The 13,875-nt window shown below is 58.0% G+C and carries 16 protein-coding genes and 2 tRNA genes; 7 read left to right on the plus strand and 11 right to left on the minus strand.

Annotated features, from left to right (window positions below; genetic code table 11):
- Positions 1-56 precede the first annotated feature (56 nt).
- From IFT84_RS03215 to IFT84_RS03230, 4 genes are all read left to right on the plus strand, one after another.
- The gene (locus IFT84_RS03215; RefSeq protein WP_192117175.1) at positions 57-1,244 is read left to right on the plus strand and encodes an MFS transporter; all 1,188 of its coding nucleotides are present in this window, start codon (positions 57-59) and stop codon (positions 1,242-1,244) included.
- Between the two features lie 124 nt (positions 1,245-1,368).
- Positions 1,369-2,448, plus strand: coding sequence for an alpha/beta hydrolase (locus IFT84_RS03220; protein WP_192117176.1), 1,080 nt, complete (start codon positions 1,369-1,371; stop codon positions 2,446-2,448).
- A gap of 11 nt (positions 2,449-2,459) precedes the next feature.
- Positions 2,460-3,650 (plus strand): (R)-mandelonitrile lyase, encoded by a 1,191-nt coding sequence (locus tag IFT84_RS03225; protein ID WP_192117177.1) that lies wholly within the window; start codon positions 2,460-2,462, stop codon positions 3,648-3,650.
- Positions 3,651-3,772: 122 nt separating this feature from the next.
- Complete coding sequence (locus IFT84_RS03230; RefSeq protein ID WP_197975449.1) at positions 3,773-4,126, plus strand: cyclophilin-like fold protein; 354 nt, start codon at positions 3,773-3,775, stop codon at positions 4,124-4,126.
- Positions 4,127-4,669: 543 nt separating this feature from the next.
- Here the strand turns inward: IFT84_RS03230 and IFT84_RS03235 are convergent.
- The 10 genes from IFT84_RS03235 to IFT84_RS03280 all read right to left on the minus strand — a co-directional run bounded on the left by IFT84_RS03235 (position 4,670) and on the right by IFT84_RS03280 (position 10,911).
- Positions 4,670-4,745 (minus strand) — tRNA-Phe (locus tag IFT84_RS03235).
- Between the two features lie 151 nt (positions 4,746-4,896).
- Positions 4,897-5,091, minus strand: a complete 195-nt coding sequence (yacG, locus tag IFT84_RS03240) for a DNA gyrase inhibitor YacG (protein WP_192117179.1) — start codon at positions 5,089-5,091, stop codon at positions 4,897-4,899.
- Between the two features lie 3 nt (positions 5,092-5,094).
- A complete protein-coding gene (locus IFT84_RS03245) occupies positions 5,095-5,715 on the minus strand; it encodes a Maf-like protein (protein WP_192117180.1) in 621 nt (206 codons plus the stop codon).
- A gap of 83 nt (positions 5,716-5,798) precedes the next feature.
- Positions 5,799-6,017 (minus strand): translation initiation factor IF-1, encoded by a 219-nt coding sequence (infA, locus tag IFT84_RS03250; protein ID WP_192117181.1) that lies wholly within the window; start codon positions 6,015-6,017, stop codon positions 5,799-5,801.
- Positions 6,018-6,219: 202 nt separating this feature from the next.
- Positions 6,220-6,720: an arsenate-mycothiol transferase ArsC gene (locus tag IFT84_RS03255; protein ID WP_192117182.1), complete on the minus strand. Its 501-nt coding sequence runs from the start codon at positions 6,718-6,720 to the stop codon at positions 6,220-6,222.
- A 4-nt stretch (positions 6,721-6,724) separates the two neighbouring features.
- A complete protein-coding gene (locus IFT84_RS03260; protein ID WP_192117579.1) occupies positions 6,725-7,201 on the minus strand; it encodes a UPF0262 family protein in 477 nt (158 codons plus the stop codon).
- Positions 7,202-7,220: 19 nt separating this feature from the next.
- Positions 7,221-8,519 carry a histidinol dehydrogenase gene (hisD, locus tag IFT84_RS03265; RefSeq protein WP_192117183.1) on the minus strand — a complete coding sequence of 433 codons (1,299 nt, stop codon included), beginning with the start codon at positions 8,517-8,519 and terminating at the stop codon, positions 7,221-7,223.
- 145 nt (positions 8,520-8,664) lie between these two features.
- Complete coding sequence (locus IFT84_RS03270) at positions 8,665-9,102, minus strand: DUF2948 family protein (RefSeq protein ID WP_192117184.1); 438 nt, start codon at positions 9,100-9,102, stop codon at positions 8,665-8,667.
- A gap of 70 nt (positions 9,103-9,172) precedes the next feature.
- A complete protein-coding gene (murA, locus tag IFT84_RS03275) occupies positions 9,173-10,465 on the minus strand; it encodes a UDP-N-acetylglucosamine 1-carboxyvinyltransferase (RefSeq protein WP_192117185.1) in 1,293 nt (430 codons plus the stop codon).
- 218 nt (positions 10,466-10,683) lie between these two features.
- Positions 10,684-10,911, minus strand: a complete 228-nt coding sequence (locus tag IFT84_RS03280) for a hypothetical protein (RefSeq protein ID WP_192117618.1) — start codon at positions 10,909-10,911, stop codon at positions 10,684-10,686.
- Between the two features lie 159 nt (positions 10,912-11,070).
- Here IFT84_RS03280 and IFT84_RS03285 point away from each other — a divergent pair.
- The 3 genes from IFT84_RS03285 (at position 11,071) to IFT84_RS03295 (ending at position 12,725) form a co-directional block, all read left to right on the plus strand.
- Positions 11,071-11,145 (plus strand) — tRNA-Thr (locus tag IFT84_RS03285).
- A 243-nt stretch (positions 11,146-11,388) separates the two neighbouring features.
- Positions 11,389-11,841, plus strand: coding sequence for an alpha-ketoglutarate-dependent dioxygenase AlkB (locus tag IFT84_RS03290; RefSeq protein ID WP_244651057.1), 453 nt, complete (start codon positions 11,389-11,391; stop codon positions 11,839-11,841).
- Between the two features lie 98 nt (positions 11,842-11,939).
- Positions 11,940-12,725: an ion channel gene (locus IFT84_RS03295; protein WP_192117187.1), complete on the plus strand. Its 786-nt coding sequence runs from the start codon at positions 11,940-11,942 to the stop codon at positions 12,723-12,725.
- On the opposite strand, the gene IFT84_RS03300 is transcribed toward IFT84_RS03295, so the two are convergent.
- A complete protein-coding gene (locus tag IFT84_RS03300; protein WP_446737573.1) occupies positions 12,720-13,775 on the minus strand; it encodes a calcium:proton antiporter in 1,056 nt (351 codons plus the stop codon). The genes IFT84_RS03295 and IFT84_RS03300 overlap by 6 nt on opposite strands.
- Positions 13,776-13,875: the final 100 nt, after the last annotated feature.

Here is a 13,875-nt window from a genome sequence, read left to right on the forward strand (position 1 = left end):
GTTCGCACTACCTTGTTCCCAGACGCAAAACCGAAATATCCATCGGGATCGGGACCATGACGCTGACCTACAACGAGACCATCCACAGCAGGCGCTCGGCCTGGGGCGCCGTGTTCTCTATGACCCTGTGCGTGTTCGTGCTGATCGCCTCGGAATTCATGCCTGTCAGCCTGCTGACGCCGATCGCAGCCGATCTCGACGTGTCGGAAGGCAATACGGGGCAGGCCATCTCGATCTCCGGCATCTTCGCGGTGATCACCAGCCTCTTCATCGCGGGTCTCACCCGGCGGCTGGATCGGCGCGTGGTCGTGCTCGCCTTGACGATATTGCTGATGCTGTCGGGGGTCGTCGTCACGTTTGCGCCGTCCTATCCCGTGCTGATGCTGGGACGTGCACTGCTCGGGATTTCCATCGGCGGCTTCTGGTCGATGTCCACCTCGATCGTGATGCGCCTCGTCTCCAACGATCAGATCCCGAAGGCGCTCGCCCTGCTCAATGCCGGCAATGCGATCGCGGCCACCATCTCCGCACCCCTAGGCAGTCTGCTGGGATCCTATATCGGGTGGCGCGGCGCCTTCTTCCTTGTCGTCCCTGTCGGACTGCTCGCGCTTGTGTGGCAGTGGATCAGCCTGCCCGCGCTTCCACCCCGCCGCGATCGCGCAAGCTCGAACGTCTTCCGATTGCTGAAGCTTCCGCCTGTGGCACTGGGCATGGCCGCGATCCTGCTGCTGTTCATGGGCCAGTTCGCGCTCTTCACCTATCTGCGACCGTTCCTGGAGCAGGTGACTCATCTTGGCATCGAAACCCTGTCTCTCACCCTTCTCCTGATGGGATTGGCGGGAGCCGCGGGAACGTGGGTCGTCAGCCACCTGCTGAACCACCGCCTGTTCAGCATTCTGATCGCCATCCCGTTCCTCATGGCCTGCCTCGCCTTGGCGATGATTGCGCTGGGCGACATGCAGGTCCCCGTCGTCCTGTCACTTGTCGGCTGGGGCTTTCTCGGCACCGCAGCGCCAGTGGGCTGGGGTACATGGCTCACCCGTGTTCTTGCCGACGACACGGAGGCAGGAGGCGGTCTTCAGGTCGCGGTGATCCAACTCGCCATCACGGCCGGAGCCTCTCTCGGCGGCCTTCTCTTCGACGCTGCAGGTTGGCAGACAACCTTTGCGCTCAGCGCCGCCCTTCTCTGCGGTTCTTCCCTGGTGTCCCTCGCCGCATGGCGTGCGGCTAGGAGAGCATCATGAGAGGGCAAGTCGATCTCCAATTGAACTTGCGGGGACGCTCTCCGGCGCCCCTCCTCCGCAGTCTTCGGCTTCGGCTTCGGCCGGCAACCACGATACCAAACCTCAACTCCAAAAGGACGCTACCATGAACAGGCACATCGATCAGGACAACACCGTCAACGCCAGCAGGCGCAGCCTGATGAAGGGAACGGGCCTCGCCGTCGTGGCGATGAGCATGATCCCGGTTGCGACGGCAACAGAGGCCCTTGCGCAGACCGCAGCCTGGGACAAGGTGTTTCCAAAGAGCGACAATGTCGATCACCAGAAAGTGTCGTTCAAAAACCGCTACGGCATAGCACTGTCCGGTGACCTCTACTTGCCGAAGAACCGCGGCAGTCAGCCATTGCCAGCTCTTGCCATCGGCGGACCTTTCGGTGCCGTGAAGGAGCAATCATCAGGATTGTACGCTCAGACCATGGCCGAGCGCGGATTTGCGGCACTGGCCTTTGACCCTTCCTTCACAGGTGAGAGTGGCGGCGAACCCCGCAATGTGGCGTCTCCGGATATCAACACGGAAGATTTCAGTGCCGCAGTCGACTATCTTGGACTGCAGCCCTTCATCGACCGCGAACGGATCGGCGTGATCGGCATTTGCGGCTGGGGCGGCATGGCTCTGAATGCCGTCGCCGTGGACAAGCGCGTCAAGGCTGTTGTTGCGACCACGATGTATGACATGGCCCGCGTGATGTCGAAGGGCTACAACGACAGCGTAACTCTGGAGCAGCGGACGCAGGCGCTCGAACAGATGAGCCGACAGCGCTGGGCGGATGCGGAAAAGAAGACACCAGCGTACCAGCCAGCCTACATTGTGCTCAAGGGTGGCGAGGCTCAGTTTCTCGTCGATTACCACGACTACTACATGACGCCCCGCGGCTATCATCCGCGCGCGGTCAACTCGGGCAATGCCTGGACGCAAACCACGCCGCTGTCGTTCATGAACATGCCGATCCTGACCTACATCGCGGAAATCTCCCCACGCCCGCTTCTGCTCGTGCACGGCGAGAACGCCCATTCGCGATACTTCAGCGAAACGGCTTTTGCCGCAGCAGCGGAGCCGAAGGAGCTGATGATCATCCCGAACGCCAGCCACACCGATCTCTACGACCGTATGGATAAGGTCCCGTTCGACCGGATCGCCGAATTCTTCGGACAGCATCTGGCGTAGGAGAAACGATCATGAAGAACATTGCCGCCAGCATTGCGATCTCTGCTCTCGCCGCGACAGGTGTGGAGGCGCAGGATGAGCGCCGCAGGGTTGCTCCACCAGCCGTCTACGCCGTCGCACCCGGGCTTGGCCACTTCACCGATGACGTCCTGTTCGGTGAAGTGTGGGAACGAACCGAACTTGCGCCTCGCGGTCGCAGCCTGGTCACCCTCTCGGCGATCGTGTCCACTGGAAAAACCGCGCAGATAGCTGCGCATGTGAGCCGCGCCCTGGACAATGATGTGAAGCCCGGCGAGATCGGTGAACTCATAACGCATCTCGCTTTCTACTCGGGCTGGCCGAACGCAATCTCTGCCGTCACAGAGACAAAGAAGGTCTTCGACGAGCGCCAGATCGCACCTTTGAACAACAGCGAAGCGACACGCGTCGAATTGGAAGAAGCAGCCGAGGCCGCTCGAAGGGCGACGGTCGATGCTTCAGTTGCGCCGACAGCGTCGGCACTGGCCAACCTGACCAACCGCGTGCTGTTCGGGGATCTGTGGCAACGACCGGATCTTTCAGCGCGAGACCGGAGCCTCGTGACGATGGCCGCCCTGATCGCGGTTGGTCAGCCGGAGCAATTGCCGTTCCATGCTAACCGCGCGATGGACAATGGCTTGACGCCGTCAGAAGCTTCGGAAGTACTCACACATGTCGCATTCTACGCCGGCTGGCCCAGAGCCATGTCTGCCGTGCCCATCCTCAAGCAGGTTTTTGAAAACAGGAAAGGAATTCAGGTGAGCGCTCCTCAGGCAAACATCACGATCACTCCCGCAGGATCCGATGCTGCTTCAGCTCCGGACGCGTACTTCACAGGCAGTGTCCAGATTTCGGGCCGCTATCAGTCTGAAACTCCTGCCCGTATTGGCGGGGCCACAGTTTCCTTCTCGGCCGGTGCTCGGACGGCCTGGCACACACATCCTCTCGGACAAACGCTGTTCATCGTGAGCGGACGCGGCTGGGTCCAGAAGGAAGGGGAGCCAGTTCAACACGTCGGTCCAGGAGACGTGGTCTGGATCCCGCCGCTGATCCGGCATTGGCATGGCGCCTCAAGTAGTGAGCCCATGAGCCATTTTGCCGTGGCCGAGGCGCTCGACGGAAGCTCCGTTACCTGGATGGAGAAGGTGTCCGACGAGGATTACGGCAAGGGCCTTGGAGAGTAGGACCGAGACCGGTGGGCGCGGGTCCACGTCCACCCACAGATCTAAAACGAACTGGAGACGAACACGTGATCAAGACAATGTTGGCCTCTGCTTTTTTCGCAATAGGAGTGACCGGACCTGCCATGGCCCAAGAAACGATCCGATTGTCTTCCGAATGGGGCGAAGTCACCGCCACCCTCGCCGACAACGAAGCCGCCAAATCCGTGGCGCAGATGCTGCCACTGACGATCGAGATGTCCGACCATATGCGCCAGGAAAAGACGGGAAACCTACCCTCCGCCCTTCCTGACCTCCCGCGGCAGCGGGACTTCTCGGTCGGTACGCTCGGACTATGGAGTGTCGGTGATTTTGTGATCTACTATCGGAGCGGCCGCGTCCCCTCCCCCGGCATCATCATCCTCGGCCAGGTGACGGGTGATGTTTCGATCTTCGACCGACCGGGATCTGTCACCGTAACGCTCGAAACGGCCGACTGATTGACGCATGCAGCCTCCGACCGTTCCCGCATTTTCAGCCTAGGATCTTGAGCTCAGGCAGTTACGTTAAATGTCCTGCTTTCACTGCATATACGAGCAGACCTATCCGACCGACATTGGGGAGTGCATGGTGGCTCTCAATCCTATTGTCCGGACGGCGGCATGGTGCGGGAAGCGGAAATTATTGCCGGTAGACTCGCCTAGTTGACTGATGCCCAAAGCCAGGGCACAAAGGTGGCATCCACGGTCGCTCGCGATAGGAAAACAGAGGGAATTTCAAGGCTTTCCACTAAGTCTTTGAATTCATGTGAGAATCCAGGTTCCCCAGCCAACACTTGCCGTTCCAAGATTCTGCTTCGAGCGTGGTGCTAATTCGGCAGCCTGTGGTTAAAAGCTCTAAGTCCTTGAATATTTCAGAATGCGAAGCAACAGCCGCGTTGGTAAACAAGTTTCAGTCTCACCTCTGTGCCTAAGCGGTTACAGAACGGCTTTGTGCAATTGGCGCCCTATATCCTGAAGTCTAAACGAACTAGAAGGTAAAAATGGTGCCCGGAGGCGGATTTGAACCACCGACACGCGGATTTTCAATCCGCTGCTCTACCAACTGAGCTATCCGGGCAGATCATGAAGCCGAAGCCATCATGTGAAGGGGTTGGTGTCCCCCTCGGGTGAGCGGCGTTATACCAGTTCGTTTTTTTCTGTCCAGCACCAAACGCTGATTTTGCAAAGAAATTTTCGCAGAATGAAAACCCGCGAACACTCCAAATTTCTTACTTGTCTTCGTCCGCTTTCGACTCGTCATCGGCCACCGGAATGGCATAGGAACCCGACAGCCAGCGGTTCAGATCAATGTTGCGACAGCGGTCCGAGCAGAATGGGTAGTTTTCACGCGTCGAAGGACGCGAGCATTCAGGGCACGGGCGCGCTTTGCGCAACGGCTCCACTTTCTGGTTGACGCCAGACATGTCTTAACCCTCAAGCCAGCCCTGCTGTACATTGAAACCTTCACCAGCCAGAAGGCTCGTGGTTTCATACAGCGGCAGGCCGACCACATTTGTGTACGATCCAACCAGCTTGACAACAAAGCTGCCAGCAATGCCCTGAATGGCATAGCCGCCCGCTTTGCCGCGCCACTGGCCGGACGCAATATAGGAATCGATCTCTTTTGCGGAAAGGCGCTTGAAGCGAACTTTCGTATCGATAACCTTCTGCCGCAGCTTGCCCGATGGCGTGGCAAGGCAGATACCCGTATAGACCCGGTGGTTGCGGCCCGACAGCAGGTTGAGCGCCGCCAGCACCTCATCGGTTGTCTCTGTCTTGGGCAGGATACGGCGTCCGACAGATACGACCGTATCCGCCGCAAGAATAAAGCTACCCTTCCATTCGGCATCGCGGTCAAGAGCCTGCAACGCAGCGCCGGCTTTTTCGGCAGACAGGCGGCGCGCCAAAGAGCGCGGATGCTCTGTTTTTCGGGCCCCTTCATCAATGTCCATGGGCATCAGGCGCGCAGGCTCAATGCCCGCTTGCGCCAGAAGCTCGACACGGCGAGGAGATCCGGATGCCAGGATCAGCTTATGATTCAGCGCCATTGCAGTCGGATGTCCTGTTGCTCAGTGAAAGTGCACGCTGTCTCCAAAAACCGGTACCGACAGGCATACACGAAAATCGCGTTTTACTTGAAGCGATAGGTGATACGGCCTTTGGTCAGGTCGTAAGGGGTCATTTCAACCAGAACCTTGTCGCCCGCCAGAACGCGGATACGGTTTTTACGCATACGGCCAGCCGTGTGCGCGATAATCTCATGTTCATTCTCAAGCTTCACGCGAAACGTCGCGTTCGGCAGCAATTCACTGACGACACCGGGGAATTCAAGAACTTCTTCTTTCGCCATGTAGTGGGTAACTTCCTGTGTTAGATGGGCGAGACGCAGGATGCGTCCGTCAAAATTTGCCGGAAACTACACAATCGACAGGGATTTGTGAACTCCCGAGACGTGTGCTTTCCGGTATTTCAGCGTATAGGCAGCTTTATTCTTGCGCTTGGAGCGCCGTGCGCCCATCTAGGCCCACAAAAGGTCGCTCTAACTTTTATTTTTACGCATCAGGCTTGCCGAAAATCGATTCCGATTGTCTGGCCGATGCTGCGGCGCCAAGGCGCTGCTCAATCAACGCTGCCAGATGGTTTCGAACCTCGCGATACGCTGCCACAACATGGTCGCGAGAGCCTTCCGCCACGGTCGGGTCCGGTGTCGGCCAATAGATGACATCCACCGCACTCGCGCGCGTCAGTTCCAAAGCTATATGGTGCGCCTCAGGGGCAAGTGTAACGATCATATCAAAATAATCGTCTTCGAGATCTTCCAGCGTATGCGGCTGGTGCCGCCCGCCCGTCAGTCCCACCTCCTGCAACACCACCTCGACAAACGGATCGATCTGACCGGACATGACGCCTGCGGACGCAACATAGGTTCCCGCCGGCAACAACGCCTTGGCCAGCGCTTCTGCCATGGGTGAGCGAATGGAATTCATGCGGCACATAAACAGGATGGAGCGTGGCGCGCTGGCAACTGGCCGGGAGTCTGGCAAAGCAATCATGCTGCTAACCCCGCCAGTACAGCACACACACCAGCGTAAACAGCCGACGTGCCGTGCTGAAATCCATAGTGATCTTGCCGGAAAGGCGATCGATCAGAATTTGGGAACCCTCATTGTGCAGGCCACGCCGCCCCATGTCGATGGCCTCGATCTGGCGCGGTGTTGCCGCGCGAATGGCCTCGTAATAGCTCTCACACATCAGAAAGTAATCTTTGACGATGCGGCGGAACGGCGTGAGCGACAGGATGTGGGTGGCGACGTCACCGCCGTCTTCGGTCACAATCGTCAGCACCAGCCGCTTATCAGCCAACGACAGTTTAAGCCGGTACGGCCCGCCATCATGCTCCACGGGCTGAAACATGTTGTCCTCGATCAGATCGAAGATCGCCACCGCCCGTTCATGCTCCACATCGGGCGTGGACCGCCCGATGCTTTCATCCAGTATCACGTCGCACAGTCGGAAATTGCTTTTGACTACCATGACCGATGTGCCACCATGATCAATCGCCAAGGTTCAGCCGGATGGATACCGAGCGGGCGTGCGCGTCCAGCCCCTCGCACCGCGCCAATGCTATTGCCGCAGGCCCCAGATCCCGCAACTGCTCGGCACCCAGTTTCAGGATTGACGTGCGCTTCATGTAGTCCAGCACGGAAAGCCCTGATGAGAACCGTGCAGACCGCGCCGTGGGTAGAACGTGGTTTGAGCCGCCGACATAATCGCCGATGACTTCCGGGGTATGGCGACCGACGAAAATGGCTCCCGCATTGCGGATTTTCGGGATCATGGCATCAGGATCATCTATCGCAAGTTCCAGATGCTCAGCAGCGATGCGGTTTGCCAGCGCAGGGGCGGCGCCCAGATCATCAACGATGATGATAGCACCGAAATCCCGCCAGCTTGCTGCCGCCGTCTCACTGCGTGAGAGCGTTTTGAGCTGCCGCTCGACTGCGGCCTGTACGGAACCTGCAAATTCCACGTCATCACAGATCAGAATCGATTGCGCACCGGGGTCGTGCTCTGCCTGCGCCAGAAGATCGGCGGCAAGCCAGTCCGGATCGTTGTTCTTGTCGGCAATGATCAACACTTCGGATGGACCGGCAATCATATCGATACCCACCACGCCGAACACATCACGCTTGGCCGCGGCGACATAGGCATTGCCGGGGCCGACGATTTTCGCCACAGGTGCAATCGTTTCCGTGCCGTAGGCCAGGGCTGCAATCGCCTGTGCACCGCCAATCCGGTAGATTTCCTCAACGCCTGCCATGCGGGCTGCGGCCAGCACCGCCGGGTTGATTGTGCCCTCCTTGGCTGGAACCACCATCACGACACGCTCCACGCCTGCTACTTTGGCGGGCAGTGCGTTCATCAACACGGAGCTTGGATAGCTGGCCGTGCCGCCCGGAACATACAGGCCGACAGCATCGATCGGTGTCCAGCGGGAACCGAGAACCACCCCCATGGAATCCTCGTAAATATCGTCCTTGGGAAGCTGGCGGCTGTGGTGGGCCTCAATGCGCACGGCAGCAACCTTGAGCGCGCCCAGAACTTCGTCCGGCACCGCCTCGATTGCCCGGTCAACCTCTTCCGGCAATACGGCCATAGGCGTGACGCGGAAATCAATGCCGTCATATTTCTGGGAATACTCGATCAGCGCTTCATCACCCAGCATCCGCACGTCATCGATAATGCTCCGCACCACCGCGTGAACATCCTGCGAGCTTTCCCGTTTTGTGGTGAGGAAAGCAGCAAAGCGCGCATCAAAATCACCCGCGCGTTGATCCAGCCAGATTGCCAAGAATATCCCCTTTATCAGTCCTGATCAAACATTTCATTTTAGGCATGTCCATGCAAGCATTGCTTCGCGCTTTGCCGGAAATGCTCTCATTCCGTATTGGCCGCGTTGTCTGGACGTGAAGACGACTCCGTTTTCACTGGCTGCTTTAGGCGGCACTGTGCCTGGGCTTCAGCGTCGTTTCCCACGCACCGCCCAAATCCGCAAGTTGTGCTTCTATGCACTCCACATCCAGAACGATTTCCGCGCCGCCTGCCAGCACCAGAGCAATCGAACCATCCGGTCCCTCGCCGTTCGGCTCGAAGTTCAATGCCAGAAGGGATAAAACGGCTTCGCGATCCTGCAGATTGATGCCGATAGAGCGCGCAGCCTTGACCCGCTTGAATGCAATGGCAGAGCGCCGGCGCTCGAACGATTTGGCCTTATCATCGGCCGTCTCCCACACGAACCGGTTCACAGAGACGACAAACTGCCCGCTTCTGGTAGAAAAGCTGGCATCCCCCACCTTGAAGACCGCATCCTGCACATGTGCAGACACGATACCAAGATCTTCCGCATCCAGCGCCATCAATTTCAAACTATCCATGTCCGTCCCTCGCAGTTCACAACTTACACGAGATAGGAAGCCGCGTGCTGAACGGCAACCAGATTCACGATCAGTCGCTGACGCGTTCGACAAGGGCGCCGCAGCGCGTCAATTTTTCCTCCAGTCGCTCAAAACCGCGATCCAGATGGTAGACGCGAGATACGGTCGTCTCCCCTTCCGCCACCAGACCGGCAATAACGAGCGACACGGAAGCACGCAGATCGGTAGCCATAACTGGCGCGCCGCGCAGACGGGGCACGCCTTCGATCTTGGCAGTCTGGCCGGACAGTGAGATTTTGGCGCCAAGACGCGCCAGTTCCTGCACATGCATGAAGCGGTTTTCGAAGATCGTTTCCGTGATGTGCGACACGCCGGACGAGCGCGTCATCAACCCCATGAACTGGGCCTGCAAATCCGTAGGAAAGCCCGGGAACGGGTCGGTGACGACATCCACAGGCCGGATTTCGCCGCCCTTGCGCACAACGCGCAAGCCTGTTTCCGTTTCAGTGATTTCGGCACCGGCGCGGCGGATGGCTTCCAGCGCTGTTTCCAGAAGACGGGCGCTCGTGCCCTCCAGAACCACATCGCCCCCGGTCATGGCGACCGCCATGGCATAGGTGCCTGTTTCAATCCGGTCCGGGAGGACCCGATGGCGCGCGCCCGACAGCGAATCAACGCCTTCAATGGTAATTTCGCTTGTGCCGGCACCGGTGATTTTCGCGCCCATGGCAATCAGGCAGTTGGCAAGATCGACCACTTCCGGCTCGCGTGCTGCATTGCCGATGATCGTGGTGCCCCGGGCCAGCGTTGCGGCCATCAGCATGACATGCGTTGCGCCGACGGACACCTTGGGAAACACATAACGCGCGCCCACAAGGCCGCCCTTGGGCGCGGTCGCGTTGATGTAGCCGCTGTCGATTTCAATCGTCGCGCCAAGGGCTTTCAGCGCCTCGATGAACAGATCGACGGGGCGTGTACCGATGGCGCAGCCACCGGGCAGTGACACGCGTGCCTGTCCCGCACGCGCCAGAAGCGGGCCGATGACCCAGAAACTTGCGCGCATCTTGGATACGAGTTCATAGGGTGCGGTGGTATCAACGATGTTGCGGCAGGTGAAATGGACCGTACGGGAATAGCCTTCTCCCTGACGTTCGCGACGGCCATTGACCGAAATATCGACGCCATGGTTGCCGAGAATGCGGATAAGCTGTTCCACATCGGCCAGATGCGGCACATTTTCCAGCGTCAGCGTATCATCGGTCAACAGCGAGGCGATCATCAGCGGAAGAGCTGCGTTCTTGGCGCCGGAAATGGGAATAATGCCGTTCAGCTCATTGCCGCCGGTTATGCGAATACGATCCATGAACTCCTACGGGCCGCGCCCGCCTTTCCTAAACTCTTGCATTTCCAGCAAAGCGGAATCGCTTTCGCGCCCGGACATGCGCAACAAAGATATGAGCAGAAGACCGACGCCTGTCGCTGCCGCTGTTTTCCATGTCTCTTTAACGCGGCTTTGCGGGCGTGCAAATCACCTGTGAAAAATATCGCCCATAAAAACATCGGGCTTGGCGTTTAAAAGGTTCAATCCTGTGATTCGTCCAATTTTGCGGCAGGCAGTCCATTGGTTTCATCGGCTGCACCGGCACGGCGGGCACGTCCCTGCTGCTTGCGCCGCATCAGATTTTCGCGCAGGGTCTGGGCTGCACGGGCCTTTCGCTCATCGGCGCGGGCCTGCACATCGGGCTTGACTGTAAACGCCTGCCCTTTTGGGGAGGGCGCTTGCGGGGATGTATCCTCAGGATTTTGCATGGGGTGATTGATAGCGCAAAAATGCATATTTCAAAAGTGCTGATGAAAATTCCACAATGTCGCTGGCATCTTGCCATTTGCAGCTTGCGCTGACGGTAAACCTATGGCAATAGGCCCCTCGTTCAGCGCTGCTTTATCAAAGGCATTTGCGAACCGGATGCTGCTATAGCTCAGGGGTAGAGCACTCCCTTGGTAAGGGAGAGGCCGAGAGTTCAAATCTCTCTAGCAGCACCATTAAGGCTCCATGATGAAGCCGACAATTCCACAGTTCTATTGAGTGTACAGGCAAGCTCGTGCAATGACGGAATCATCTTTGGTTTCATCAGTGCACACCCATCTCATCGGCAGCGACGAATCTTGCGAGACCCTATGCCACCAACGCTGCCGGAAGGCGTAGCTTATATTTCCGAGGTTATCTCACCCGCCGAAGAGGGTGAGATTGTCGCGCAACTCGACAGGTCGGCGTGGAGTGCGGAGATGAAGCGCCGTGTCCAGCATTTTGGATATCGATACAACTACAAGGCACGCACCGTTACCTCGGCTGATTTTATGGGTGAATTGCCTCGATGGCTTGGTTTCCTGGCAACCCGGCTGGTGGAATCGGGATGTTTCGCCACTCTGCCGGATCAGGTCATCGCCAACGAATATTGGCCGGGACAAGGCATCAGCGCGCACGTTGACTGCGTTCCATGCTTCGGCGACACGGTGGTATCCATCAGCCTGCTGTCGCCGTGCGAAATGTTATTTCGTCAACAACGCGATGGTCAGGTCATATCCACGATCATTCACCCGCGCTCGGCAATCGTCCTCAAAGGCGCGGGGCGGTATAACTGGACTCATGAAATTCCAGCGCGTAAGTCAGATAGGATAGACGGGATACGCGTTCCAAGAGACCGCAGAATTTCGCTGACCTTCCGAAACGTGCTTTAACGCCCGGACCACGTAAATAAACTTGTTTTGTCGCATTGTCCGGACGTGAGAACCCACTCCGTTTTCACGGGAAATGCTCTAGCAGAAAAGATCGAACAATGGCGCGGGCGTTAGACTTGAAAATCAGCGATGTTCAGCGCGGCCTTCGGTCGCTTTATTATGGCAATCATCCCCGTGCCGTCCAGTTTCAGATTGTCATGGCCTTTTTGGATCTGGCTATTCTCGGCTTTTTTCTTGCCGGGCCATATTTGCGGGAAGGCACATCCTATCTGCTCATTGACTATGGCATTGCCGTGTTTATCGCAGGAGAACTGGTGGCACGGGCGCTGATTGCGCCCAATCTGCGCAACTGGATTACCCGCCCCATGACCTGGGTGGATTTTATTATCCTTGCCACCCTGTTGCTGCCCGATCTGTTGTCCAACTTCGCATTTCTACGCGCCTTGCGTATCCTGACACTGACCCGCAGCAAATTGCTGAAACTGCTGTTGCGTCGCACCGGTTATGGCGAATGGCAGGATGTGGTTCAGGCCTGCGTTAACTTTCTCATCTTCCTGTTTCTGGTCACAGGCTTTGTTTACAGCACGTTCTTCTACCGGGTCGCGGGCATTAACGGCTTTGTCGATGCGCTGTACTTTACCGTCGCCACCGTGACCACCACCGGGTTTGGTGATATCACCCTGCCCGGCACGCTCGGCAAGATAACGTCCATCGCCACCATGATCATCGGCATTTCGCTGTTCGTGCGGCTCGCGCAGGCTATTGTGCGGCCTTACAAGGTCACCTTCCCCTGCCCCGAATGCGGCCTTTCGCGCCATGATGCCGATGCGGTGCACTGCAAGGCCTGCGGCCATGTGCTCAACATCCCCGATGAAGGGTCATAAGCCAATCAGCGTCAGCATCACGAAGGTCGCAAACAGCACGAAATGCGTCATGCCTTCAATGGCATTGGTTTCGCCATCGTTGAGGTTGATGGCGGCCACGATCAGCGTGATTGCCACCATCACCGTCTGCAGCGGTGTCATCGCCATGATGAACGGCTGGCCGGTGTAGAGCGCAATCCCTTCCATGACCGGTACCGTCAGAATGACCGTGGAAAGCGAGGCTCCCATCGCAATATTAACGACCGATTGCATTCGGTTGGCCAGTGCCGCCCGCAAGGCGGTGAGGATTTCCGGTGCAGCAGAAATGCCTGCCACCACCACCGCCATCAGCGCAGGTGGCGCGCCGGTGCCTTCCAGCCCGGCATCCAGGAGGACGGACATGATTTCCGCCAAAAAGCCGATCAGCACAATTCCCGCAATGAGGACGCCGACGGAGACGGACACCGATTCTACCTCTTCGCTATCCTCATGCGCCAAATCGGAGGTTTGATCTGGCGCAATCGCCTTGGCGGACCGTTTGGCCTTGGGGTAGCTGTAGCTGAAGAAGTAGCTGTGCGCGCCAACCTGCATGCGCAGGAACACCGCATACAGCACTACCATCGCGACGATCGTGAACGCGGAATAGATGTGCCACTTGGCATCGGGTATGAATTCCGGCACGATCATGGATATGCCCATGGCCGTCATGATCATGACCACATAGGTCTTGCTGCTGTCGTCGTTATAGGGCTGTTCGCCATGCTTCAGGCCGCCCAACAATGCGGCAAGGCCCAGAATACCGTTGATATCCAGCATGACTGCTGAATAAATCGTATCACGCACCAGCGTGGGTGACACGTCCTTGGTCATCATGATGGCGAGAATGATGACCTCCACCAGCACCGCAGACAGGGTGAGGATCATCGTGCCGTAGGGTTCACCGACCTTGGCAGCCAAGACTTCGGCGTGGTGCGCCACCCGCACGGAGCACTGCACGATGGTCGCAATCAACAGCACCGCAACGGCCAGCGATACAAGCTGACCCTGTGCCAGCACCGTATGCTCCGACAAAAACGCAAGCGCAGCAATCGCCAGCGCGATGATAAGACGGTATTCCAGCTTGAAGATCGACAGCACGGCCTCTCCTGTCAGTCAAAGCCGCTGCAAATCC

It is taken from the genome of Rhizobium sp. CFBP 8762, from assembly GCF_014841565.1.
Taxonomy (GTDB): domain Bacteria; phylum Pseudomonadota; class Alphaproteobacteria; order Rhizobiales; family Rhizobiaceae; genus CFBP-8762.